Annotated in this window: 33 protein-coding genes and 1 tRNA gene; 20 read left to right on the top strand and 14 right to left on the bottom strand. The window is 51.0% G+C overall.

Annotated elements, in window-relative coordinates:
- Positions 1-3 precede the first annotated feature (3 nt).
- Genes ABLV30_RS00335 through ABLV30_RS00325 form a run of 3 tightly spaced genes read left to right on the top strand, consistent with a single transcriptional unit; the run spans position 4 to position 2,554 of the window.
- Complete coding sequence (locus ABLV30_RS00335) at positions 4-1,011, top strand: glycine betaine ABC transporter substrate-binding protein (RefSeq protein ID WP_014229064.1); 1,008 nt, start codon at positions 4-6, stop codon at positions 1,009-1,011.
- Positions 1,008-1,778, top strand: a complete 771-nt coding sequence (locus tag ABLV30_RS00330) for an ABC transporter permease (RefSeq protein WP_014229065.1) — start codon at positions 1,008-1,010, stop codon at positions 1,776-1,778. Before ABLV30_RS00335 ends, ABLV30_RS00330 begins: the two co-directional genes overlap by 4 nt.
- Positions 1,778-2,554, top strand: coding sequence for an ABC transporter ATP-binding protein (locus ABLV30_RS00325; RefSeq protein ID WP_038424380.1), 777 nt, complete (start codon positions 1,778-1,780; stop codon positions 2,552-2,554). Before ABLV30_RS00330 ends, ABLV30_RS00325 begins: the two co-directional genes overlap by 1 nt.
- Before the next feature lie 277 nt (positions 2,555-2,831).
- Here ABLV30_RS00325 and ABLV30_RS00320 read toward each other — a convergent pair whose 3' ends face one another.
- Complete coding sequence (locus ABLV30_RS00320; protein WP_265801026.1) at positions 2,832-3,386, bottom strand: DJ-1/PfpI family protein; 555 nt, start codon at positions 3,384-3,386, stop codon at positions 2,832-2,834.
- Between the two features lie 187 nt (positions 3,387-3,573).
- Here ABLV30_RS00320 and ABLV30_RS00315 point away from each other — a divergent pair, with 187 nt between their 5' ends.
- Positions 3,574-4,755: a site-specific integrase gene (locus tag ABLV30_RS00315; RefSeq protein ID WP_032692707.1), complete on the top strand. Its 1,182-nt coding sequence runs from the start codon at positions 3,574-3,576 to the stop codon at positions 4,753-4,755.
- Here ABLV30_RS00315 and ABLV30_RS00310 read toward each other — a convergent pair.
- The 13 genes from ABLV30_RS00310 to ABLV30_RS00250 all read right to left on the bottom strand — a co-directional run bounded on the left by ABLV30_RS00310 (position 4,736) and on the right by ABLV30_RS00250 (position 9,784).
- Complete coding sequence (locus ABLV30_RS00310; protein ID WP_009309074.1) at positions 4,736-4,927, bottom strand: hypothetical protein; 192 nt, start codon at positions 4,925-4,927, stop codon at positions 4,736-4,738. The genes ABLV30_RS00315 and ABLV30_RS00310 overlap by 20 nt on opposite strands.
- Positions 4,928-4,937: 10 nt before the next feature.
- The gene (locus ABLV30_RS00305; protein ID WP_032419897.1) at positions 4,938-5,084 is read right to left on the bottom strand and encodes a hypothetical protein; all 147 of its coding nucleotides are present in this window, start codon (positions 5,082-5,084) and stop codon (positions 4,938-4,940) included.
- Positions 5,081-5,305, bottom strand: coding sequence for a hypothetical protein (locus tag ABLV30_RS00300; protein ID WP_032692705.1), 225 nt, complete (start codon positions 5,303-5,305; stop codon positions 5,081-5,083). The genes ABLV30_RS00305 and ABLV30_RS00300 overlap by 4 nt, the downstream gene beginning before the upstream one ends.
- Positions 5,289-5,723 (bottom strand): hypothetical protein, encoded by a 435-nt coding sequence (locus ABLV30_RS00295; protein ID WP_032419898.1) that lies wholly within the window; start codon positions 5,721-5,723, stop codon positions 5,289-5,291. The genes ABLV30_RS00300 and ABLV30_RS00295 overlap by 17 nt, the downstream gene beginning before the upstream one ends.
- Positions 5,716-6,423 carry a Rha family transcriptional regulator gene (locus ABLV30_RS00290; protein WP_032419899.1) on the bottom strand — a complete coding sequence of 236 codons (708 nt, stop codon included), beginning with the start codon at positions 6,421-6,423 and terminating at the stop codon, positions 5,716-5,718. The genes ABLV30_RS00295 and ABLV30_RS00290 overlap by 8 nt, the downstream gene beginning before the upstream one ends.
- 5 nt (positions 6,424-6,428) lie before the next feature.
- Positions 6,429-6,947 carry a hypothetical protein gene (locus ABLV30_RS00285; protein WP_032420387.1) on the bottom strand — a complete coding sequence of 173 codons (519 nt, stop codon included), beginning with the start codon at positions 6,945-6,947 and terminating at the stop codon, positions 6,429-6,431.
- A 43-nt stretch (positions 6,948-6,990) separates the two neighbouring features.
- Entirely contained in the window at positions 6,991-7,422 is a 432-nt protein-coding gene (locus tag ABLV30_RS00280; protein WP_032692703.1) for a hypothetical protein, read from the bottom strand.
- Positions 7,419-7,637 (bottom strand): hypothetical protein, encoded by a 219-nt coding sequence (locus ABLV30_RS00275; protein WP_064757943.1) that lies wholly within the window; start codon positions 7,635-7,637, stop codon positions 7,419-7,421. Before ABLV30_RS00275 ends, ABLV30_RS00280 begins: the two co-directional genes overlap by 4 nt.
- Positions 7,609-7,824, bottom strand: a complete 216-nt coding sequence (locus ABLV30_RS00270) for a hypothetical protein (RefSeq protein WP_242530217.1) — start codon at positions 7,822-7,824, stop codon at positions 7,609-7,611. The genes ABLV30_RS00275 and ABLV30_RS00270 overlap by 29 nt, the downstream gene beginning before the upstream one ends.
- On the bottom strand, positions 7,817-8,164 hold the full coding sequence (locus ABLV30_RS00265; RefSeq protein ID WP_227508434.1) for a hypothetical protein: 348 nt from the start codon (positions 8,162-8,164) through the stop codon (positions 7,817-7,819). The genes ABLV30_RS00270 and ABLV30_RS00265 overlap by 8 nt, the downstream gene beginning before the upstream one ends.
- Complete coding sequence (locus tag ABLV30_RS00260; RefSeq protein WP_071993356.1) at positions 8,145-8,354, bottom strand: hypothetical protein; 210 nt, start codon at positions 8,352-8,354, stop codon at positions 8,145-8,147. The genes ABLV30_RS00265 and ABLV30_RS00260 overlap by 20 nt, the downstream gene beginning before the upstream one ends.
- Positions 8,355-8,533: 179 nt before the next feature.
- Positions 8,534-8,947, bottom strand: coding sequence for a hypothetical protein (locus tag ABLV30_RS00255; protein ID WP_032692699.1), 414 nt, complete (start codon positions 8,945-8,947; stop codon positions 8,534-8,536).
- Between the two features lie 162 nt (positions 8,948-9,109).
- Positions 9,110-9,784: a LexA family transcriptional regulator gene (locus ABLV30_RS00250; protein WP_077253337.1), complete on the bottom strand. Its 675-nt coding sequence runs from the start codon at positions 9,782-9,784 to the stop codon at positions 9,110-9,112.
- 145 nt (positions 9,785-9,929) lie between these two features.
- On the opposite strand from ABLV30_RS00250, the gene ABLV30_RS00245 reads away from it, so the two are divergent.
- From ABLV30_RS00245 to ABLV30_RS00170, 16 genes are all read left to right on the top strand, one after another.
- Positions 9,930-10,163 carry a YdaS family helix-turn-helix protein gene (locus ABLV30_RS00245; protein WP_071889436.1) on the top strand — a complete coding sequence of 78 codons (234 nt, stop codon included), beginning with the start codon at positions 9,930-9,932 and terminating at the stop codon, positions 10,161-10,163.
- Between the two features lies 1 nt (position 10,164).
- On the top strand, positions 10,165-10,362 hold the full coding sequence (locus ABLV30_RS00240) for a DUF4222 domain-containing protein (protein ID WP_032692765.1): 198 nt from the start codon (positions 10,165-10,167) through the stop codon (positions 10,360-10,362).
- The gene (locus ABLV30_RS00235) at positions 10,359-11,276 is read left to right on the top strand and encodes a helix-turn-helix domain-containing protein (protein ID WP_032692697.1); all 918 of its coding nucleotides are present in this window, start codon (positions 10,359-10,361) and stop codon (positions 11,274-11,276) included. Before ABLV30_RS00240 ends, ABLV30_RS00235 begins: the two co-directional genes overlap by 4 nt.
- Positions 11,277-11,379: 103 nt before the next feature.
- Positions 11,380-13,251, top strand: coding sequence for a toprim domain-containing protein (locus tag ABLV30_RS00230; RefSeq protein WP_032692695.1), 1,872 nt, complete (start codon positions 11,380-11,382; stop codon positions 13,249-13,251).
- A gap of 2 nt (positions 13,252-13,253) precedes the next feature.
- The gene (locus tag ABLV30_RS00225) at positions 13,254-13,571 is read left to right on the top strand and encodes a hypothetical protein (protein ID WP_032692693.1); all 318 of its coding nucleotides are present in this window, start codon (positions 13,254-13,256) and stop codon (positions 13,569-13,571) included.
- A complete protein-coding gene (locus ABLV30_RS00220; RefSeq protein WP_032692692.1) occupies positions 13,568-14,350 on the top strand; it encodes an antitermination protein in 783 nt (260 codons plus the stop codon). The genes ABLV30_RS00225 and ABLV30_RS00220 overlap by 4 nt, the downstream gene beginning before the upstream one ends.
- A 144-nt stretch (positions 14,351-14,494) precedes the next feature.
- Positions 14,495-14,580 (top strand) — tRNA-Ser (locus ABLV30_RS00215).
- A 22-nt stretch (positions 14,581-14,602) separates the two neighbouring features.
- The gene (locus tag ABLV30_RS00210; RefSeq protein WP_313886335.1) at positions 14,603-15,238 is read left to right on the top strand and encodes a hypothetical protein; all 636 of its coding nucleotides are present in this window, start codon (positions 14,603-14,605) and stop codon (positions 15,236-15,238) included.
- A gap of 399 nt (positions 15,239-15,637) precedes the next feature.
- The gene (locus tag ABLV30_RS00205; RefSeq protein WP_181875750.1) at positions 15,638-16,483 is read left to right on the top strand and encodes a TAXI family TRAP transporter solute-binding subunit; all 846 of its coding nucleotides are present in this window, start codon (positions 15,638-15,640) and stop codon (positions 16,481-16,483) included.
- 2 nt (positions 16,484-16,485) lie between these two features.
- Positions 16,486-16,635 carry a hypothetical protein gene (locus ABLV30_RS00200; protein WP_032692691.1) on the top strand — a complete coding sequence of 50 codons (150 nt, stop codon included), beginning with the start codon at positions 16,486-16,488 and terminating at the stop codon, positions 16,633-16,635.
- A gap of 867 nt (positions 16,636-17,502) precedes the next feature.
- Positions 17,503-17,772 (top strand): HP1 family phage holin, encoded by a 270-nt coding sequence (locus ABLV30_RS00195; RefSeq protein WP_012542609.1) that lies wholly within the window; start codon positions 17,503-17,505, stop codon positions 17,770-17,772.
- The gene (locus ABLV30_RS00190) at positions 17,750-18,247 is read left to right on the top strand and encodes a lysozyme (RefSeq protein ID WP_032692762.1); all 498 of its coding nucleotides are present in this window, start codon (positions 17,750-17,752) and stop codon (positions 18,245-18,247) included. Before ABLV30_RS00195 ends, ABLV30_RS00190 begins: the two co-directional genes overlap by 23 nt.
- Positions 18,244-18,633 carry a DUF2570 domain-containing protein gene (locus ABLV30_RS00185; RefSeq protein WP_032692688.1) on the top strand — a complete coding sequence of 130 codons (390 nt, stop codon included), beginning with the start codon at positions 18,244-18,246 and terminating at the stop codon, positions 18,631-18,633. The genes ABLV30_RS00190 and ABLV30_RS00185 overlap by 4 nt, the downstream gene beginning before the upstream one ends.
- On the top strand, positions 18,518-18,769 hold the full coding sequence (locus tag ABLV30_RS00180; protein WP_134910894.1) for an Rz1 lytic protein: 252 nt from the start codon (positions 18,518-18,520) through the stop codon (positions 18,767-18,769). Before ABLV30_RS00185 ends, ABLV30_RS00180 begins: the two co-directional genes overlap by 116 nt.
- 357 nt (positions 18,770-19,126) lie before the next feature.
- Positions 19,127-19,615, top strand: a complete 489-nt coding sequence (locus ABLV30_RS00175; RefSeq protein ID WP_021441335.1) for a hypothetical protein — start codon at positions 19,127-19,129, stop codon at positions 19,613-19,615.
- Positions 19,566-20,966: a PBSX family phage terminase large subunit gene (locus tag ABLV30_RS00170; RefSeq protein ID WP_032692684.1), complete on the top strand. Its 1,401-nt coding sequence runs from the start codon at positions 19,566-19,568 to the stop codon at positions 20,964-20,966. Before ABLV30_RS00175 ends, ABLV30_RS00170 begins: the two co-directional genes overlap by 50 nt.
- The last annotated feature ends 10 nt before the right edge of the window (positions 20,967-20,976 follow it).

Raw genomic sequence — 20,976 nt, 5'->3', positions numbered from 1 at the left:
TAAATGAATAAAAGTCTCTGTGTCTTACTTGCAGCGGGTGGCCTGTGGGTTAATAGCAGCTTTGCCGAAACGCCAGCGGAAGTTCGGGTGGCATATAGCGGCGGTTCTCAGGTGCTGATGCTGGCTAAGGCCGATGGTTCTTTGGATAAGGCACTCAACAGCAAGGTGAAATGGGTGCAATTTGCGTCCGGTGCTGATGCGTTAAATTACTTTGCCAGCAATGCGATTGATATTGCTAATTTTGGCTCCAGCCCGGCAACGGCAGGCATTGTCAGAAAACTGCCGGTGGAAATTATCGGCGTCTCTGGCGTGATTGCCAGCTACGAGCGTTTAATTGGTAAAGACGGTATTGCCAGCATTAAAGATATTGAGGGTAAACGAGTAGCCTATCCGCCAAACTCGACGGCGCAATATGCGCTTGAGGCCGCTATCAGCGTTAACCATCTCGACCGCAGTAAAATAACGTTATTGCCGCTGCGTCCGGCGGAAATGGTCGCAGCCTGGAAACGCGGTGATATCGACGCGGGCTATGTCTGGGCGCCGTTTGCTCAGGAACTGGAGACTTCTGGCGGGCATCAGGTGTTCGCAACCAAAGATCTGCAAAAAGATGGCTACCTGATTTATAACAACTACGTTGTGCGTAAAGCTTTTGCTGAGCAGTATCCGCAAACCGTCAGCGCGTTCCTGCGTGTTCATCAGCAAAAAGTCGATGAGTTTAAGAAAGACCCGGAGCGCGCGGCGGCCATTGTTGCGAAAGAGGTGGGCGCGCCGGTGACGACCGCCGTCAATACGTTGGGTGGGCTGGAATATCCCACGCTGAGCCAGCAGGGTACGGCGCAATGGTTGGGGAACGGTACGCAAACCACCGACAGCGGGATTGGGAAAGCGCTGACCAAAACCTCTCACTTCCTTGCTGATATCGGTGAGATTCGCCAACGTGATATCCCGGCCAGCTGGGACAGCGCCATTAACTCCCGTTATATCCGTGATGCAGCGGTAGCCGCGCAATGAGATTGAGTTATCACATTGCCATCAGCGTCGTTTCGGTCACTGTTTTCTTTATCGTCTGGCAGGTGGCGGCCTCGCGGCAATGGGTTGATCCGCTGCTGCTGCCATCGCTAACGGATATAGGCCTGACGACCGAAGAGTTGCTGGCGGATGGTTATCGTCAGGTGCCGCTGTGGGAGCATGTTGCCGTCAGCCTGGCACGTGCGTTAAGCGCTTTTTCTGTGGCAATCATCATCGGTATTCCTCTGGGATTATTGATGGGGCTGTCGGAAGGTCTGGCGGCGGTGCTGAATCCGTTTGTGCAGTTTTTGCGCCCGCTGCCCAAAATTGCCCTTATTCCGCTGGCGGTCGTCTGGCTGGGGATTGGCGAGGCCTCGAAGTTCTTTCTCATCTTTATTGCCACTTTCCTTAGCGTGGTGGTGGGGGCATCTGCTGCGGTAGAGCGTATTGGTCGTTCGCGCATTCGTGTGGCGCAAACGCTTGGTGCTTCACGCAAACAGATCTTTCTGCGCGTGGTGTTACCGGATACGTTACCGGAACTGTTCACCACCGTCAGGCTGTCGATTGGCATTGGCTGGACGTCGCTTATCGCGGCGGAGATGGTCGCTGCCAGTTCGGGGCTGGGTTGGATGGTCATTAACGCCAGCTCCTATTTACGCACCGATATCGTCATGCTTGGCATTTTGCTACTGGGTGGCATTGGCTACGCGCTGGATTTACTGCTGCTGGGGCTGCAGCGCCTGTTTGTACCTTGGGCGGGGAAAGAATAATGAGTGCTATCACGCTGGAAAACGTATCGCTCGCCTTTGCGGCGAAGCCACAGCCGTTCACGGTGCTGGAAGATATCAGCCTGTCGCTCCACAAAGGGGAATTTGTGGTGTTACTGGGGCCTTCCGGCTGCGGTAAGTCCACTATTCTTAACCTGGTCGCCGGGTTTAACAAACCGGATCGGGGGCGCGTGGTGGCGGGGGGGAAACCGGTCCGCCAGCCGGGGCCGGATCGCGGAATGATCTTCCAGCAGCCTAACCTTTTTCCGTGGCTATCGGTACTGGAAAACGTCACCTTTGGTCCTCGGCTGGGTAAGCATCGCAAAGATGAAATTAACGCCCGTGCGATGGAATGGCTTGGACTCGTTGGCCTACAAGGCTTTGAGCACCATTCGCCCTGGCAGCTTTCAGGCGGCATGAAACAGCGGGTAGCGTTGGCGCGCGCCTGGCTACCCGGCCCGGATGTGCTGTTACTGGATGAACCCTTCGGCGCGCTCGATGCGCAAACCCGTCTGATGATGCAGGAACTGTTGCGTGAGGCCTGGCTTAATACCGGCACCACTCTGCTTTTTGTCACTCACGACGTGGAAGAGGCGCTATTCCTCGCCGATCGCATTCTGATTATGTCAGCAAACCCAGGAAAAATTGTTGAGGAGATCGCCCTGCCTTTTGGCCGGGAACGTGATATCGAGAATCTGTCTGAACACCCGGATTACAGTGGGATCAAACATCATGTACTGCACCGGGTGCGTAAGGAGGCTAAACGCCATTTAGGTTGAAAACGGCTGCAGCAGCAAAGGGGTTATTTCCGAACTTATCATATCGTGGTTCCCGGTTGTTCTGGTCATATCGAATGACCAGACAGGCAGCGATCGCGTCTGGCCCTGCTTCGGCGAAAGTCTGCACCGTCTACCCCAAAAGCTGAGCTTACAGCATTGCCGATAATCTTTTGTAACTGCCATTAAAACCGATGCTGACGCGATTTTTAGCGCCAGCATCGCCTTCAGACGGTAGTCCCCGATGATCCGTTCCGGCCTTTTATATTTGTCAGGTTTGCTACTGCAACAATTCGGCAAATTTCGCCAGCCATTGCGGATGAGCGGGCCAGGCGGGGGCGGTCACCAGATTGCCATCCACATGCGCCTGATCGATACCGATGTCGGCAAAATGTCCGCCGCTGAGCCGCACTTCCGGCGCGCAGGCCGGATAGGCGCTGCAGGTACGGCCTTTTAATACCCCCGCAGCTGCCAACAGCTGAGGGCCGTGGCAAACGGCGGCAATCGGTTTACGCGCTGCGTCAAATGCCTGCACCAGTTTAAGCACTTCCGCATTCAGGCGCAGATATTCTGGCGACCGGCCGCCGGGGATTAATAGTGCGTCGTAATCCTGTTCTTTCACCGTTGTAAAATCGGCGTTGAGAACAAAGCGGTGCCCGGGTTTCTCGCTGTAGGTCTGGGCGCCGTCAAAATCATGGATCGCGGTCATAATGAAGTCGCCTTTTGTTTTATCTGGACAGACCGCATCAACCTGATGACCGATCATTTGTAATGCCTGAAACGGCACCATAGTTTCGTAATCTTCGGCAAGGTGTGTGCTTTGTACATTGTTGATACTGTACGGCCAAAGATGAACATGGTTAGCTATTTATGCATATGATTTATAACTATTATTTATTTTTTTCTGTCAAGTTATGAACATGGTTGTACATGATTTGATATTGTTGTTTATGTTCGTTCATGCGATATTGAGTACAGAATAAGTACATAAAATACCAAAATGGTGAGTACAGAAAACTAACATGGCAATCAGTGACACAAAGCTCCGCTCTATCTATGGTAAACCATATTCCGGGCCTGCTGAAATTACGGATTCAGACGGGCTTGGAATTCGCATAACCCCCAAAGGCGTGATCAGCTTTCAGTTTAGGTTCCGATGGGAAGGGAAGCAGAACCGAATGGGGCTCGGGCGTTACCCAGCGCTGACCCTGCGCGATGCCCGCAATATCGTTGCAGACCTGAGGGAGTCGGCAGACAAAGGCATTGACCCCCGAACGCTGGCTGGTGGCAACAAATCCAAGAGTAAGCCAACGGTAAAGGATTGCCTGGATTACTGGAAAGAAAATTACGTGGACGTAACGCTAAGAGCTAAGACGATAGCGCTTTATAAATCAACGGTTATAAAGCATATGCGCGACGCTTTTCCCGGCATTCCGGTTGAGGATATCCCTGTCCGCTTGTGGGTAGAGAGGTTTACCGAAGAGGAGAAAATCAACCCTCGCCGAGCCCGGCATTTATTGATACAGCTCAGGTCTGCCATTGGTTGGTGTACGCGCCGACAATTCATTAGCACAACCGAACTCATGCTTTTGCAGCCGAAAGATATCGGTGTTAAACCGGTGATTGGGGAGACCACGCTCAGCTATAACCAGCTTGCCAAAATCTGGATGGCTATAGAAAGAAGTCGTGGGTCAACTTCTAACCGATTGCTTCATCAACTGCTAATGCTGTACGGCGCCAGGAATAGCGAACTTCGGCTGGCTATAAGGGGGGAGTTTGACCGAGAGGAGGGGTTATGGGTTGTGCCGGCAGAGAAAAGTAAAACCAACAAAATTATCAGGCGCCCCATTTTCTCCGCCGCAGATGATTTGCTGAAAAAAGCTGAAATGACGTATGGGGATATACTTTTCCCTGGCGAGGACCTGAAAAGCCCCATTACTATTTCTGGTGCAAATAAATTTCTCAGAAGAATCAAGGACTCGTTGGGGTTTGGTAAGTTTACTTCACATGATTTTCGGCGCACATTGGCAACCCGGCTATCCGAAGATGGTGTTGCTCCGCACGTCATCGAAAAGATGCTGGGGCATGAACTTGGCGGCGTGCTTTCTGTCTATAACAAGCATGACTGGATTGCCGAACAGAAAGACGCCTATGATCTGTATGCTGAAAAGATATTCTGGCATATCAGGAGGATTTCTGGTTGATACCCCCGTTTAAGATCCACTCCACAATAGCAGAGCGCAGATATTGCTTAGGATAGGTCCGGACCGGTTTGGGGAAATTATAGCGCTCGGTGTATTTGCGGATGGTCACGCGTGAAGATACTCGGATCATCCGCATTGCCTCTTCCTCGTCAATCATTTCAATGTCTACCATATAACCCACCTCATACCACTTTCAGGCCACGACAGTGGCACCACGTCTCATACATCCGCTTAACCACTTCCCGGCAATAGTAGCCGTGACCGTCTCGCGTCAGGTCATACCGGCCGCCGTAGCGCAGCCGGACCCATATCTCAAATTCTCTGTTCATCGTTTCATCTCGCGCAGCGCGGTTTTATAGGCCCGCAGCGCATCCCTGGTTTTGCCTGAAATATGCGTCTTCATGAAGAAGCTGCCGCGTCGTTCGCTGATGACGTCCGGGGTGCAGAGCAGGGTGGCATCAACAACCCGGTTATGTTTGCGAAACTCGAAAATGGTGCTGGTAATAGTCACCGCGGCCACAGCGCCATAATCTTTAAAGTCGATTTTCATCTTTCTGATCCTCCTCAACTGCTGCGATATATCCTTTCCATCCGCCATAGCTGTTAACCATTTCACCCAGGCGAGAGAGGCAGGCGTTCATCCAGCGGATCCCCCGAGGCGTAAGCGCCGGCACTGTTCCCCAGTCGATAAATCCCGAATTGCTGCGGTGCAAATATTTGATGAGGTCCAGAATGTTGATGTAATGCGCACGGCGGCGCTCTATGTCCCACCCTTTATCTTTGAGGTAGGAGTCAATGAAGCCCTGCAGCGCTGGCTGGTTAAGCGAAATATCGCCGTACTGGTGGCGATACACCGGGCGGCGGTGCAGGCTGACCAGATAAAACAGATATGCATCGCAAACCCAGGTTAAGGCCCGCTGGTGGGCCACCTCGATAGAACCGGCCGGCAGCCAGATAACGTTATTCACCGTGGCCGCCCTCCCACCCAATAGCCTGAAACAGGCCCATCTTCGGGTGATACCAGCGGGTGCCGCGGGGTTCTGCCTCGGACATCATCTGGCGGAATGCTTTCATGAACGGTTCAAACTCCACGATAGCCCGGCGGGAAAGCAGGCCATCGGGTGTCATGAATTCGTGCGTATCAGTCGGGATTCGGTAGGCGTTAACCAGGTTCCGGCATTTCGCATCAGTCATACCGCTCTTGGCGACAACCTGACGATAACCAACGTACCCGGCCCGCATGGTACCGCGCTTAATGTTCTCGACCGCTTCCGCTACCGTTTCTACCTGCTCTTCGACCTGGTAGAGGCGGCGCTCCTGCTCAACATTCAGCAGGGCCATTTCTGCGATCAGTTCTGCCTGTGATTTGGGGCGGGAGCGCTCTTCTTCCAGCTCTTTCCAGCGGTCCACCAGGCGGGCGGTAAACTCAGGGCTAAGCTGGGCGACGACGATGATGCTGTCGCGCTTACCTTCTTCACTTTCAAAAACGTAAACTGCTGTAGGGCGCCCGGCGGTAGGCTTTTCCTCAATTTGAGGAGAAGTGATTACACCGCGCACAATCAGCATCTCAATGGTGCGCTTCACGTTGTCGTGACGCTTCTCTACCAGCTCGGCAATTTCCAGGCTGGTCATTGATGGCTTGCTGGTGATCAAGTTATTCATCATCATTTCCCTCAGTGCATAACCGGCATGCCAGGCATGCCTTCGGTATGAATTTGTTCGATAAAGCCGTCATGCAGAAGGTTGAAACCTTCCCGGCCCATAGCTGACAGCCTGAAGCCGTATTCGTTGTCACAGACAACCATGTCCTGATACATGCGCAGCGCCAGCGGCAACCCTTCCTTTTGCCCGTATTTCTCAATGGCGCCGGCCTCAATGTGATTAGCGAGTGCAAAGCGTTCCGGCCCTGGGTAGACGCTGATTGCACCGTGCTCCCCGGAATAGATAACGGCTGTATCAACGCCGCCTTCGTCGTTCGGAACGTCGACAGTCCCGTTCTTCTCCAGCTCCTCGGTAATGAATACCGCGGCGAGCAACCAGCGCCAGACGATGATTTGCTGCTCGATAGTGAGCGTGAGCCAGCTGCTTTCTACCGCCTCCATGATGCAGGCCAGAATATTCATGCCGTCGGCAAGGCGTTTGTCGTAGTGACCGTTATCCAGTTCACGAATAGCGGCGGAGTAACCAATAATCCTGCTTCCAGATAACCGGATGCCGGCAGACGTTGGTTCCGGGTTAAATGCTGTGTGATCCATTGCGTACCTCTGCTGGTTTGCTGGCTTTGAGCTCTTCGCGCTCCTTCACGTAGCGGTCGTGCATGGCATCCCACTTTTCACACCACTTCTGCATTTCACGTTTGCGGGCGAGGATTCGACGCAGCCGGCGAACGGTGCGCTGGTGGGCGCGGTGGTATTCGTCGGTAGTTTCGCCACGGCGCCACATTTCGTTTCCTTCATGCTCCACAAGGTAATCAGGGTGGCGCTGCTTAAACCCGGACAGAGCAAAGGCATGCGACGTCAAAAAGTGAGCCAGCCAGCTAATGGCAGTGCCGCGGCTAAAACAACGCTTCATGCGTCCGTGACGAATAGCGGCGTAAAGGTCGCCAACGGGCGTGTGGTGCTTCTGTAATGCCAGGTCAATGGCGCTGGCGGTGCGGTTATCGTTCATCGTTTAATTTCTCCTGAGTAACGTTCATGGCTCATTACTTCCCAGTTCCGGCCATCGTCTTTCGATAACAGCCGCCAGCGTGGGTTAACCTTCAGGCTGAGATAGCCGGTGCGGTGCGTACGGCGTGCATAGATGCGCTTCCGGCGGTACCGCAGCAGGACCTGCAGCGCCTGCAGGTGTACCCGCTCAGGAATTCGTATTGCTGTTAGTGCCACTTGCTTCCTCCTGATTAGGGGCGATTACCTGATACCCGGCTTTCTTTGCCATCCAGAAGAAGGTATCCATGCTGGCAATCAACTCGTTATCGCGAACTTTGCGGGTATCTATTACCTGGCCGTTTTCAATCGTCATAACGACCTGCACTTTTTCGTGTGTAATAGGGGGGGGGGGGAAATTAGCCATTAGTTAATTTCTCCGCTTTTAATGACTGCTCAGCCAGTGTTGCAATAAATGCATTCATAAAGTCCACACCATCCGGTGTTAACTTATTAACGCCCATGCAATTCGAATAATGCTCAGCAATTAAATGCTCCGCCTGTTCGCGCTTGTGGTTGTCATAAATCATTGCTTCAAACAGCTTGATTAATGCTTTTGTTAAAATGTCCTCATCAAGCTCTACAGGTAATTTCGTACCGTCTTCCAGTTTGACTATCTGGAAATAACTTCCGGTTCTACGCATCATTGAATCTAACTTTGCCCGAACGAGGTGACGGCGACGAGTTTCAATCAGATTTGTTTTCACGGCGCTTTTCCTCCTCCTTTAACCAAATAGCAACTTCGGCTGATAAATTAAGAGCAAGACCCAGCAATGCCTCGCATTGAAGAGAATTCATTCTTTCAAAACTCATGTGCATCAGATCTAATAATTCATTAAGGTTATTTGCTGATAACGCTGCATCTTCAATGCAGGTATCTGTTGCAGGGGCCCACATAATTACCTCCCGTACGCTTTACGAAGATAAAGACCCGCAATCAATTCCTGTCCGCATGATGCATAGAGCAGGGCGGTTTTATATGCATTGTGGGCGATGATGAAACTCATAATGAGCCCATTGCTAATTTTAGGATGAATGATTCCACACCGATTAAGGTGTTAATAAACTCTTTGTGGTTAATTTAACTTTTCTTCGATACTTTTTAAGTCACTACAAAGTTTATGTGCGTAGTCACAAATCACAGCAGACATATGGCACGAAGGATTGTCATTATCATAACTAGTAAAATAAGACTCACTATAAGTTTGTGTAACTGTCTCAAGTTTTTTAGCAGTAAGAACCGCATCGAATATATCATCGGCAAGATCATTTTTGATCTCAGCTCGCTTGTGGTGAATGGTCTCGTTGCTGTAAGTTTTAATATATTCATTCATATTATCTACAGTCTTTTGCATCGAACGAATGAGGCTATTTAAGGAGCAATCTGTTTCGTAATTTTCGTTACTTTTTTTATAAATATTTTCAAGTAGCACGGTGTTTTCGATTATGTCTGATACGAACACTTCAAGCATTTGGACTGGAGTTTTCATTGATCACCTCACGTAAGTATTGATTGCTTACTTAATCAAGTTAAACTTGATGCAAAGAGGTTAGCTTTATAGGTTTTTATAGTCAAGTTAAACTTGATTATTTTTTCATTGAGGGTAGTTACTTAAAAGGAGAACGGGCGAATGCCCGTTATAAATCAATAATTAACCGAATCTGTTAATGTTAAATGGAACCGATGAGATAACTTTTGACTGGATGTAGAGCATATCTAAAGCATCTTTCTCAATGCTCCAGGATTGATAATTAGTGTTATCAGATAGCACTACAATTTTGCTGCCTATTTTTTGCAGTCTCTTTACATAACATTCACCTTCGAAACAAAAGGCGTAAATCCCGTCACCATCAAAGTAAGTTATTGTTTTATCTAAAAATAACAAATCACCCGGAGCTATCGTCGGTGACATACTGTCACCTCTGGCATTACCTATTTCAATATTCTTAAAAGGTCTATTACCTACAACTTGACGGGCATACTCTGGATCTAACTCTATGGAACGCACTACATCAATGAAGTCGCCCCTCACACTGGCACCATCACCGCAACTAAATTCGATATCTAATACTTTAAATTTTACGCTATCCGTGTCTTCTTTTTGAACGGATGAAGGGAAGGACGCGGGTTGCCCCTCCCCTAGAAACCATGATTGCGAATAACCACTGATTTCAGAAAGTTGGGCTAATCTCTTACCCCTTGGGACGGTGGTCCCTTTTGTCCAGTAAACAACCGTCTGCGTGCTAACCCCTAACTGGCGGGCTAACTCAGCTTTACTCCATCCTTTTTCCTTCAGAAGTTCTTGAATCATGTTTGCCGTGGCCACGCTATCTCTCCAAAGTTTCATCCAGCCTGAAAGCTAACACCTAAAGCAATGCTTGATTTCAAGTTTAACGCATGTTTTTGCTTCTTGCATGTTAATTAAATCTTGATATAGACTTCTTAAATAAAGTTTAACTTGATGGTGGGGTATGAAAGAAGACATTCGCATGAAATTGTGTGCCATTACTTCCCAAAGAGCCATTGCAAAAGGCTTGGGTGTAACGCCTCAGGCGGTGAATCAATGGTTTGCTAAATCTGTAATCCCTGCTCGATTTGTATTGAAACTTTGCGAATTTGTAGGTTGGTCCATTACTCCCCACGAGGTTCGTCCTGACTTGTACCCAAGCAAGCTGGATGGAATGCCACGTGTGGAAGAGGTGTGACATGTCACGCGCTAACACGTCACTAGATCCGATTAAGGCACTCGATATCGATTATCGCGATCCGCGAGGTGTTGTCGTGCACGTCACTGGGTGGAACCGGGAGAAGCAACAGGTGTATTTCACCAGGCAGGGATACCCGCATGAGTGCATGCAACCTGTCTGGAAGTTTCAACAGTACTTCACGAGGCTAACATCATGAGCAGCAAAATTCAGGGATATGTATGGGATGCCTGTGCTGTCTCTGGCATCAAAGGAACACGTCTTATGGTCATGGTGCGTTTGGCGGATTATTCCAGCGATGAAGGCACGTGCTATCCCGGCGTCAAAACAATATCACGTCAGATAGGCGCCGGCGAAAGCACAATCCGAACGGCATTGTCTGAACTTGAAGCGGAGGGGTGGCTGCGACGAGAGAATCGCCGAAACGGTAACCGTAACACTTCAAACATGTATCACCTCAACGTTGAGAAGTTGGAAGAAATCGCACTCCAGCAAAGAACGTTAATTCGACTGGAACGTATCAAAAACAACCGTTTTGACCCTCCAGAATCTGACGCTTCGGATTTTGAACAGTCAGAATCTGACGCGTCAAAAATGAGAGGCTCAAGTGCGCTTGACCCTTCAGAATCTGGGAAAAACAACCGTTTTGACCCTCCAGAATCTGGAGGACATGATCCACAAGGTTTAAAACCTGATCCACAAGTAAAAGATCATGAACCACAAGAAGCGGTCGCAAAGCGTCAGAAAAAAACATCATTCGACCCTGCAAGGCTAAAACCTGAAAACGTCAGTGATGAAGTCTGGCAGGACTGGGCTAAGTTCCGGCGGGAAACCCGGAAACCCCTGACCGAAACAACTTGCGCATACCAGGCTAAGCAGCTCGCTGGCCACCAGAACGCCGATGAGGTGATCCGTCGCTCGATTGCAGGTGGGTGGCAAGGGCTCTTTCCTGAACGCGTACCCAATCAACCGCCAGCGCCAGAGGTTACTTCGGCCAGCGCGGGAAATGGCGCAGGAAGCACCTGGTACACCCCGTCTAACGACGGCTCCGCCGAGGTGTTTATCAATCAGGCCGCCATTGATCGTCTCAAGCGTGGTGCCAACCGCCCATGAAAATCATCCTGAAACGCATGCTGGTTGCCGGTTTTAACCGCGGCTTTCTGCGCGAGGGATTCGTTGTGTGGTGTTTTATCAAATTTGATTTACGGAGTGTGTAATGGGTCCGGCTGAACTATCCGAAAAACTGTGGGACAACGCAGAGAGCGTGGCGAAATATTTGCTGCCTCGCGGACATCTGGAAGGCAAAGAGTGGTGCGCAGGTAACACCAATGGCGATTCTGGCAAGAGCCTGAAAATTAATCTGGGCGGGAAAAAGGCATGGTCAGATTTTGCCAGCGGTGACAGCGGCGATCTGCTCGATTTATGGGTGCTGGTGCGCAACTGCCAGCTGCATGACGCCATGCGGGAAGCCAAAGAGTTCCTGGGCCTGAAAGATGACGATCATCACTTCGAGGCAAAGAAAAAAACATTCTCCCGGCCGACGAAAAAGGGCGTAAAAAAAGCGAACCATTGCTACGACTATCTGGCCTCGCGCGGAATCACTCGCGAGACTGCTGACCAGTTTCGCGTTTCTGATGCTGTGGTCTGGTACCACGATGAAAACCGAGAAGTGGCGGCGGTGGCGTATCCATACATCCGCAACGGCGAACTACTGCAGGTGAAGCGGATCAGTACCGAACGTCCGGGCGGTAAAAAGCTCATCATGGCTGAGGCCGACTGTGAACCTAGTTTATTCGGCTGGCAGGCTATGGATGCCAAAGCCCGCGCTGTCGTGTTGTGCGAAGGGGAAATCGACTGTATGACCTACTCGCAACTGGGCATCAGTGCGCTGTCGGTGCCGTTCGGTGGCGGGAAGGGCGCCAAGCAGCAGTGGATTGAGTACGAGTATCACAACCTGGACCGCTTCGACGAAATCTGGCTCAGTCTGGACAATGACGAAGTTGGACGCGAAGCCGCGAAAGAAATCGCCCGGCGTCTGGGCGAGCATCGCTGTCGTCTGGTGGAGCTGCCGTATAAAGATATCAACGAGTGCCTGATGGCCGGGGTGAGCGAAGATGATATCTGGCAATGCCTGGGGACGGCGAAATTCTTCGACCCCGATGAACTGTGCTCAGCAGGTGATCTCCTCCAGGAAACAATTGATGCGTTCGAGCATCGCGATGTCGGCCTGTTCACCAGCCCATGGGAATCACTGAACAGCAATTTCAAGTTCCGCGCCGGGGAGCTGACGCTGGTTAATGGGGTGAATGGTCATGGCAAAACCGAGCTGGTGGGCCATATCGCTATCGCCGCCATGAACCAGAAAGTCCGCACGTGCATCGCTTCTCTGGAGCTGAAGCCCGGAAAAATGCTGGCCCGTCTGACACGCCAGACCATTTGCACCGCCTCGCCAAAGCGCGAAGAAATCATCATGACAAACGAATGGTTTTCTGATCGCCTGTGGGTATTCAAGCTTACCGGAACCGCGAAGGCCGGACGCCTGCTGGAGATTTTTGCCTACGCCCGCCGCCGGTATGGGATTGACCTGTTTGTGATCGACAACCTGGCGAAATGCGGACTCGACGAAGAAGACTACGGTGGACAGAAAGAATTCATCGACACCCTGTGCGACTTCAAAAACGAGCATAACTGCCATGTCCTGCTAGTCACCCATGCCCGCAAAACCAACGAAGCGGCGCCCACGGGGAAAATGGACGTCAAAGGTACTGGCGCATTAACCGACATGCCCGACAACGTTATGGCCGTATGGCGGAATATCCCGCGTGAGCTGGCGCAGCGCAAGGCTGAACGCATGGGTTATGAGAGTCTGGACAAGGACGAACAAACCGCTATCCAGATGCCAGCCTCAATGATTCGCCTGCTGAAACAGCGAGAGGGAGAGGGGTGGATTGGTGACATCGGCGCCACCTTTGACGCCCGGTCACATCAGTTTCTTGAAGGTGATAAGGGGCCGTTTAACTACCTGGTCGGTAAACAACAAAGCGAACTCGATATTGAGTGGGACACTGATAACGTTACGAGGTACTGAGTATGAAAAACGAGGTTTTAAAAGAAGCAATCGAGAACTATCAGTGCCTGAAAGCACAGGTCAGCCAGCAGGAGTCTGATGATCCCTTATCGTTCGGTGGTGTTGATGTGGCTCTGTTCGAAGAATTTATCTTTGCAAAAAGCCAGCATCAGGAATTGATTAGTCCCGATGAATATTTGGAGTTAAAGCGGAAAGTATCTCATCTCAACAATGAGGTTGGTGCGTTGATACTTGAAAATATCATTCTTAAAAATGAGGTAGCCAAGTTAGGCGGTGATCCTGATTTTTTGGGTAACGTGGACGCTGAGGGGAAAGCATGAAACTGGAATCCGCCCTCAAACACTTCAGCCCTCAGGGCATGCATATCAGCGACGACGTGAAAAGCACATCGCCAAATCGACTGACCGGAACAGATGTTATGGCGGCCATCGGTACCACCAGCAGTCGTGCGCGCTTCGGCCTTGCCGCTTTCCTCGGAAAGGCTGGTATCAGCAAAACGGACGAACAGCTTGCAATTCAGGCGCTGGCGCAGTTTGCCATCAAAAACGCTCCTAAAAATGTCCGCAAAGCCGCTGGTGACAAGCTCGGCGCCTGCATGTTGACGCTGGCGCAATTTGCCTTTGCGGAATACTCACGTTCGGCGGCCACCAGAGCAACGTGTCAAAGCTGCAGCGGTACCGGCTTTATTTCCCGCCATGAAGATGTAATTAAGCACCCCGGTATTTTCGATGCTGACGGTGTCGAAGTGAAGGCCCCAAAGATTAGAAATGAACTGGTGAAAAGGGTCTGTGGAGTGTGCGGAGGAAAGAAAGTGATCCATGCGCGATGCAGGTGTGGTGGTAAAGGGGAGGTGTTAGATCGCAAAGCGACCAAAGAACTTGGCGCACCGGTTTTCAAAACATGTGAACGCTGCTCTGGTAATGGCTTCTCTGTTGTACCCTCTGCGACGGTACACCGCGCCATTCTGAAGCGTCTCCCGGATCTCCATCAGTCTTCGTGGTCACGCAACTGGAAACCGTTCTATGAGGGGCTGGTGGATATGCTTCACAAAGGAGAGAGACAAGCCGCAGCAGAATTTGAGAAGGCTACCAGTTATTAATGTGATCGAAACAGATGGCTGCAATTTTTTGAACGTTAGTGTTGACTTTGCATAAAGTTGTCCTGTATGCTTTCAATCGTGGCATATAGCGCCTGAACGAAACCAATCATCAAAACCCTGCTTCGGCGGGGTTTTTTCGTTTCTGGAAGATGCCGCTCAGTGGTGGGCGAACCGGTTTGAACCCGGTGGTGCTGGTAACGGTAGGGGTTCGACTCCTCCATCTTCCGCCATATCCCTCCATCTAGGGGCCTGATGTATCTCATTAGCGGGCCTTCAGGTAAAATCAAAAAAAAATCTCAGGATGCGAGTGAGGTCGAAATGTCAGATTTGCCCGATGACTATTTTCTGGATGCTGATGATGAGCTCGTGGATTTTCTGGAAAAGCAGGGAGAGGATTGTATTCGTGAGATCACGCAGTCGAATTCCCTGAACAAAGAAAATGGCTATAAACTGCTTAGCATCCTCATTGTTGGCATTGGCTCCTCGTTTCTCCTTCTGACGCAAAAAGATCATCCTGATTTTTTAAATGCTGGCGTGGCTATTTTTACTCTGTACTGGACGTTATGCGCCGTTTATTTGGTTTTAAGGGTGTTATCCGTTCAGACGCGGGCATTAATTTCAACCTCTCCTGACGTAATCTATACCAGGGTGTACAAGACCATAACCGGGAGTGACTATGAGACTCTGCGAGCCAATGGTTATATCGGTGGAGATAGTGCTTTATCGGTGATGAGACGCTATAGATTGAAAAATCTTTGTCAGACGGCAAGCGAACTTCAGGAAGCAAATATACAACTCAGAACCAGACTAACCAGAGTAAGGCTGGCATCAATCCTTACTCCGGCTTTATCCATTACCGTTTCGGCACTGGTGTATTTTTTCTTGTGAGATTCTGGAGAAAATCACCAATTGTCGGGGCAGAATCACCAGTTATTGTCCGTCCCATCGAAAAATCCCTTGGTGGAGGTGGAGGCGCTTTGGTATCCGACTTATTTTGGGTTGTTGGCTGAGGCTTATTTTCACTGATTGGTTTATTAGACTCACTCATGTAATTCTCCATGTTTGATGTGGTTACTTCTGGCGATCTGACCATACCAAATGTAGAGATATGCTGCTATAGGGCTGCAACCATTCACAGGCTGCGAACTTGCGTGGCCTTTTTTTATCCGCGCCACGCCCGGCGCATAAAACCTGCAGAGCTTTTCGGGGTGAGCCTTTGGAATGGTCGTGTGACTGTTCTGCAGGGCGACCACTCCGGGCGAAGGCTCACCTCAAAAGGATAGTCACATGAAAAAAGTCATCATGGCCGCTATTGCGGTCGCTTCGCTGTGCCTGAGTAACGCCGCTTCGGCTGCGGATGTCGTTATCACTACGGGTCAACAGGGCCTGACCTATAACGCGGTGTACGGCGTTAATCTCGCCAGCGCACTCAGCGAGTATGGTTACAGCTCGACGGTGATCCCCAGTAAAGGCTCTCTGGACAATCTCGACAAGGTCGCCAGCGGTACCGCCCAGATCGGTTTCACTCAGGCTGATGCTTTCCAGTTCTGGCGCAGCCGCCACAGCAACGAAGCGCAGAAGGTGGACATCATCGGCGAGCTGGCTGATGAATGCGTTTTTGTCGCGGTGAAGAAGGGCGGCAAGGTCAGCGATGAAGGTGATTTAAAGGCAGGTGTGAAAATCGCGGTCGGTGAGCCCTCCAGCGGATCGTATGCATCCTGGCAATATCTGCAGGGGCTGGAAAAGGATTACGCCAAAGTAGAGACCTATGCCAAAGGCGGTGTGCGCTCGCTGGCGAAAGTCACCACTGGCGAGTATGACGCCTTCCTTTGGGTATCTGCGCCGGACCGGTCGAATAAGTTTCTGGAGTCGGTTAATCAGGAAGGCAGCGGCCTGACGATGATCGATATGAACGGCTGGCACGTTGACGATAAATTGCCGAACGGGAAGCCGGTGTACGAGATGAAAAAGGCGGTTACCGAATCCGGCTGGCTGAGTGATTCGAAGGTGAAGGTTCCCTGCACTAAGACGCTGGTGGTCGCCAATACCGATGCCGGTGATGACATGCTGGAAACGGCCTCGACTGTCCTGCTGAAAAACCTGAGCCGGGTACTCGGCACCAACGGTAAGTAATCATGCTGCGCAGGCTGTGTTTCTGGGCGCTGTTTGTCGTTCTACTGTTCGTAGCCTGGCGGGTGGCTGGCATGCTGATGGATCTGGTTCTGCTGGTGGTTATCGTCGGGGCGCTGGCGGTGTGCTGGCCAATCAGAATAAAAAGAGGCTGACGGGCTCAGCCTCTTTAAGATAAAGATCAGCGCATGATCAATACCGCTTCTTAAAAGTATTTTTAAGCTTTTTCCTGTCCTTGGTGTAAGAAACGAAAGAAAGTACAGCGACTATAAAAAGAACTACCGCCAGTGCTAAAATGAGTAAATTTGCCATGCAGGTATAATCCCTTGAAATGTATGTGGACAATTTTGTTTTTTGTGGGGAGGATTCTATGGTGAGGGTAAGAAAAATCCTAATCAATAGTTTTGGTAAATTTATAATTTTAGATGATTTTTTATTGTTGTTATTGAAATTATATTTCATGCATTGATTATGCATAATCCGACTGATTATTGAATCTTAAGGAAGAAGTTAGCGCACTGGTATCGCAGCATGTTGACTAAGTGAATGTTGCATAGCTAATGCATGCGCGTGGTGAATCCCCCTATGCGGAGGGGCGTAACCTCAGCTACCGGAGATAAGCTTCCACCCTTTTCTGATTAGCATGGTTAATGCGAGTTAAGGTGTTTAACCAAAGACTCACCGGGAGGCACCCGGCACCACAGCCAATATAAAAATGATGATAGCCGGAAGGCCCACTCGGTGGGCCTTTTCTTTGGGCGAAAAAAAGCCCGCTTAGAGATGGTTAAATCAGCGGGCGCATTAAGGTGACATGCAAAAGTTGGACACCTGATGGTTCAGCTCAGGTAGCGCGATAATATCACTGCTTTTAAAGAAGTAAATCCGAATCACAGGGCTGCCAACAGGCGGCTCTTTCTGTTTTGGTCGCCAGAACGTCACTCACTTTGTGCTTTGTCGTAAATTCATCTGGTGGCCATTCCCCACTTCACACAGCGCCATCCGTCATCAACGGAGGTGAGGTTATGACAAAAATGAGCACCATTTACAGCAGACTTTCATACGGCACCGGGACCGCACTGACGGGCTGCGGTGTCTCAGCAAAGGCGTATGCCGGGGCAGTTAAGGCAGAGGTATGGATTTTGGCCGACAAAATAGCGGGGATGACCCTGAGTGACTGGGCAATTATTGTCGGTATCGCCTGCACCATTACCACCTGTGGGGTGAACTGGTACTACAGGCGGAAAGAACGCGAGGATCGGCTCAATGGCTATGACACCAAAACTGAGGAATAGCGTTATCGCTGCCGTCGGCGGTGGCGCCATAGCCATTGCTTCTGCGCTCATCACCGGCCGAACCGGGAACGATGGTCTTGAAGGTGTGCGTTATGACCCCTATCAGGATGTGGTAGGCGTCTGGACTGTCTGTTATGGCCACACTGGCAAAGACATCATGCTCGGCAAGAAGTACACCGAGGCTGAATGCCGTGCGCTGCTCAATAAAGACCTGAACGCCGTAGCCCGCCAGATTAACCCATACATCCAGAAGCCGATCCCCGAGACAATGCGCGGGGCTCTGTACTCGTTCGCTTATAACGTCGGCGCTGGCAACTTCCAGACCTCCACGCTGCTGCGCAAAATCAACCAGGGCGACCAGAAGGGGGCGTGTGACCAGTTGCGCCGCTGGACTTATGCCAAGGGAAAGCAGTGGAAAGGTCTGGTAACTCGCCGCGAGATTGAGCGTGAAGTTTGTTTGTGGGGCCAGAAATGAGCCGATTAACCGCAATCATCAGCGCCGTTGTGATCTGCCTGGTTGTTTGCCTTGGGTGGCTGGCAATGCATTACCACAACGCTGCTGCTGAGCAGAAAGCCCGTGCCGATGGCGCCGAGCAACAGGCAAACGCAGCCCAGACCATCACCTCCAACGTTCTGACCACCATGACCATCTTCAACACCATCGTCGAGGCCAATCAGCATGCAAAAGAGCAGATCGCACTGGACGCATCGGGAACCTCGGCTGATATCCGGGTTGCTGTTGCGAATGATGATTGCACTAATCGCCCTGTGCCTGCTGGCGCAGTTAAGCGGTTGCAACAATTCGCGAACGGTCTACGTCAAAGTGCCGGTGGTCCCGTTACCGGCCAGCCTGACGGCTGACACCCCGCAACCGGAAATCCCCGACAATCTGACGTGGGGCCAGAGCCTTGATTTAAACGTCAGTCTGCTATCAGCGCTGGGGCAGTGCAACCGTGATAAGGCTGACATCAGGCAAGCAGAATCAAAACGTGAGTAGGGCATTACAGAGCCACTTCAAGAGGTGGCTCGATAATGTCAAGGCGAGGACAATATTATGGCAACACCGGACTGGGAGGCCATCGAATCGGCATACCGGGCCGGAGTCCTTAGTCTCCGTGATATAGGCGATAAATACGGCGTTACTGAAGGGGCTATCAGGAAGAGGGCTAAAAAGTTTGATTGGGTACGCAAGGCCAGTACGCAGGTACGCAAAAATGGTACGCAAAGTGGTACGCAAAAGAGTAAGGCGCGTACCAGCGAAAAGCCTGCCAGCGCTGGCCGTACGCAAAAAAGTACGCAAAAAAGTACGCAACCAAAAGCCGAACCTCCACCAGATACGAAACCGATACGCGGGGTGCGTACCGATCCGCCGACCAACCCTTTCCAACCCGGTAACCAGCAGGCGTTAAAGCATGGTGGTTACGCCCGCCGCCTTCTGCTTAAAGATGAGGTCATTGAAGACGCGAAAGCGTTGACACTCGAAGACGAATTATTTCGCCTTCGGGCTAACAACCTTGTCGCCGCAGAGAATATTGGCCGGTGGTTGACCAAGCTGGAAGATGCTGAAGGGGACCAGGAAAGAAAGGTGCTGATGGAAAATATCAGCGCCGCCGAGAAGGCGATGATGCGCAATACCGTTCGTATTGAGTCCATCGTTGGGACGCTTGCGACGGTAGGCAAAATATTTGCTGATACAGACTATCGCAAGGCTGCTACTGATAAGGTGTCGCTGGAGGCCGATCGTCTTCGCCGTGATGCAGGTATTGATGATGGCAACGGAGAGCGTGACCTCAATGACTTCTACTCTGACATCCAAACCGACGCTGAATCCGGCCCTGCGTAGCTTCTGGACGACGCAGGCGCGTAACAAAGTGCTTTATGGTGGCCGGTCATCGTCAAAATCATGGGATGCCGCTGGCATCGCCATATTTCTGTCGAATAAATACAGCCTTCGCTTTTGTTGTGCGCGTCAGATCCAGAACAAAATTGAAGAGTCGGTGTATACCCTGCTCAAAATTCAGATTGACCGCTTTGGCCTGCGGCATCGTTTCCGCATTCTGAACAACAAAATAATTAACCGGGTGACCGGGTCTGAATTCGTGTTTTATGGGCTTTGGCGGAACATTGAAGAGATTAAGTCTCTGGAAGGTATCAGCGTTCTGTGGCTTGAAGAGGCCCACGCGCTGACGGAGTACCAGTGGAAGATACTGGAGCCTACAATCCGTAAAGAGGGCTCAGAGTGCTGGTTTATCTTTAACCCCGGACTGGTGACTGATTTCGTTTGGCGTAACTTTGTGGTCGACCCGCCAGAAGATACGCTGATACGCAAAATCAACTACGATGAAAATCCCTTTTTGTCCGACACCATGCTGAAGGTTATCGAAGCCGCTAAGCGCCGGGATCCGGATGGGTTTAAGCACGTCTACGAAGGCGTGCCAGAGTCGGATGATGATGCGGCCATTATCAAGCTGTCATGGATTGAGGCGGCCGTTGATGCCCACAAAGTCCTGAATTTCGAGCCAAGCGGGCGCAAGCGTATTGGCTTCGACGTCGCCGATAGCGGCGCCGATAAGTGCGCTAACGTCTATCGTCACGGCTCCATCGTGTACTGGGCGGATGAGTGGAAGGCGAAAGAAGACGAATTGCTGAAGAGCTGCCAGCGTACGTATCAGGCGGCACTGGAGCGCGATGCTGATATCGTCTACGACTCAATCGGCGTTGGGGCATCAGCTGGCGCTAAATTCTCAGAAATTAATGAGGATCGTAAGCGCGAAAACATGAACGCATCCCGCATCAACTATCAGCGATTTAATGCAGGCGCTGGTGTGAATGAGCCGGACTACGAATATATTGGCATCCCGAACAAAGATTTTTTCGCCAACCTCAAAGCGCAAGCCTGGTGGCTGGTAGCGGATCGTTTCCGTAATACCTTCAACGCGGTTAAGAACGGTGAGCAGTACCCGGTAGATGAGCTGATAAGCATCGACTCATCCTGCCCGCTGCTGGAAAAGCTCAAGCTGGAACTTACCACCCCTCACCGTGATTTTGACAAAAACGGTCGCGTGATGGTGGAAAGCAAGAAAGACCTCGCCAAGCGTGACGTACCATCGCCGAACGTGGCCGACGCCTTCATCATGGCGTTTGCTCCAACCGATACGGCAATGGATATCTGGGAAGCGCTGGGAAACAGCTAAATACCTGAAA

This window comes from Klebsiella sp. CN_Kp113 (genome assembly GCF_040064585.1).
Taxonomy (GTDB): domain Bacteria; phylum Pseudomonadota; class Gammaproteobacteria; order Enterobacterales; family Enterobacteriaceae; genus Klebsiella; species Klebsiella michiganensis.
This window is presented reverse-complemented; position numbering and strand designations above follow the sequence as displayed.

Bases quoted from the DNA above. Each gene is read 5' to 3' on its own strand.
- ABLV30_RS00220 (WP_032692692.1), top strand. From the start codon at position 13,568: ATGAAACTGGAATCCGCCCTCAAACACTTCAGCCCTCAGGGCATGCAT.
- ABLV30_RS00180 (WP_134910894.1), top strand. From the start codon at position 18,518: ATGATGATTGCACTAATCGCCCTGTGCCTGCTGGCGCAGTTAAGCGGT.
- ABLV30_RS00205 (WP_181875750.1), top strand. From the start codon at position 15,638: ATGAAAAAAGTCATCATGGCCGCTATTGCGGTCGCTTCGCTGTGCCTG.
- ABLV30_RS00290 (WP_032419899.1), bottom strand. From the start codon at position 6,423: ATGATGATGAATAACTTGATCACCAGCAAGCCATCAATGACCAGCCTG.
- ABLV30_RS00260 (WP_071993356.1), bottom strand. From the start codon at position 8,354: ATGTGGGCCCCTGCAACAGATACCTGCATTGAAGATGCAGCGTTATCA.
- ABLV30_RS00310 (WP_009309074.1), bottom strand. From the start codon at position 4,927: ATGGTAGACATTGAAATGATTGACGAGGAAGAGGCAATGCGGATGATC.
- ABLV30_RS00240 (WP_032692765.1), top strand. From the start codon at position 10,165: ATGTCACGCGCTAACACGTCACTAGATCCGATTAAGGCACTCGATATC.
- ABLV30_RS00280 (WP_032692703.1), bottom strand. From the start codon at position 7,422: ATGAACGATAACCGCACCGCCAGCGCCATTGACCTGGCATTACAGAAG.
- ABLV30_RS00190 (WP_032692762.1), top strand. From the start codon at position 17,750: ATGACACCAAAACTGAGGAATAGCGTTATCGCTGCCGTCGGCGGTGGC.
- ABLV30_RS00245 (WP_071889436.1), top strand. From the start codon at position 9,930: ATGAAAGAAGACATTCGCATGAAATTGTGTGCCATTACTTCCCAAAGA.
- ABLV30_RS00170 (WP_032692684.1), top strand. From the start codon at position 19,566: ATGACTTCTACTCTGACATCCAAACCGACGCTGAATCCGGCCCTGCGT.
- ABLV30_RS00200 (WP_032692691.1), top strand. From the start codon at position 16,486: ATGCTGCGCAGGCTGTGTTTCTGGGCGCTGTTTGTCGTTCTACTGTTC.
- ABLV30_RS00195 (WP_012542609.1), top strand. From the start codon at position 17,503: ATGACAAAAATGAGCACCATTTACAGCAGACTTTCATACGGCACCGGG.
- ABLV30_RS00330 (WP_014229065.1), top strand. From the start codon at position 1,008: ATGAGATTGAGTTATCACATTGCCATCAGCGTCGTTTCGGTCACTGTT.
- ABLV30_RS00235 (WP_032692697.1), top strand. From the start codon at position 10,359: ATGAGCAGCAAAATTCAGGGATATGTATGGGATGCCTGTGCTGTCTCT.
- ABLV30_RS00315 (WP_032692707.1), top strand. From the start codon at position 3,574: ATGGCAATCAGTGACACAAAGCTCCGCTCTATCTATGGTAAACCATAT.
- ABLV30_RS00225 (WP_032692693.1), top strand. From the start codon at position 13,254: ATGAAAAACGAGGTTTTAAAAGAAGCAATCGAGAACTATCAGTGCCTG.
- ABLV30_RS00305 (WP_032419897.1), bottom strand. From the start codon at position 5,084: ATGAACAGAGAATTTGAGATATGGGTCCGGCTGCGCTACGGCGGCCGG.
- ABLV30_RS00230 (WP_032692695.1), top strand. From the start codon at position 11,380: ATGGGTCCGGCTGAACTATCCGAAAAACTGTGGGACAACGCAGAGAGC.
- ABLV30_RS00300 (WP_032692705.1), bottom strand. From the start codon at position 5,305: ATGAAAATCGACTTTAAAGATTATGGCGCTGTGGCCGCGGTGACTATT.
- ABLV30_RS00210 (WP_313886335.1), top strand. From the start codon at position 14,603: ATGTATCTCATTAGCGGGCCTTCAGGTAAAATCAAAAAAAAATCTCAG.
- ABLV30_RS00185 (WP_032692688.1), top strand. From the start codon at position 18,244: ATGAGCCGATTAACCGCAATCATCAGCGCCGTTGTGATCTGCCTGGTT.
- ABLV30_RS00270 (WP_242530217.1), bottom strand. From the start codon at position 7,824: ATGGCTAATTTCCCCCCCCCCCCTATTACACACGAAAAAGTGCAGGTC.
- ABLV30_RS00255 (WP_032692699.1), bottom strand. From the start codon at position 8,947: ATGAAAACTCCAGTCCAAATGCTTGAAGTGTTCGTATCAGACATAATC.
- ABLV30_RS00335 (WP_014229064.1), top strand. From the start codon at position 4: ATGAATAAAAGTCTCTGTGTCTTACTTGCAGCGGGTGGCCTGTGGGTT.
- ABLV30_RS00325 (WP_038424380.1), top strand. From the start codon at position 1,778: ATGAGTGCTATCACGCTGGAAAACGTATCGCTCGCCTTTGCGGCGAAG.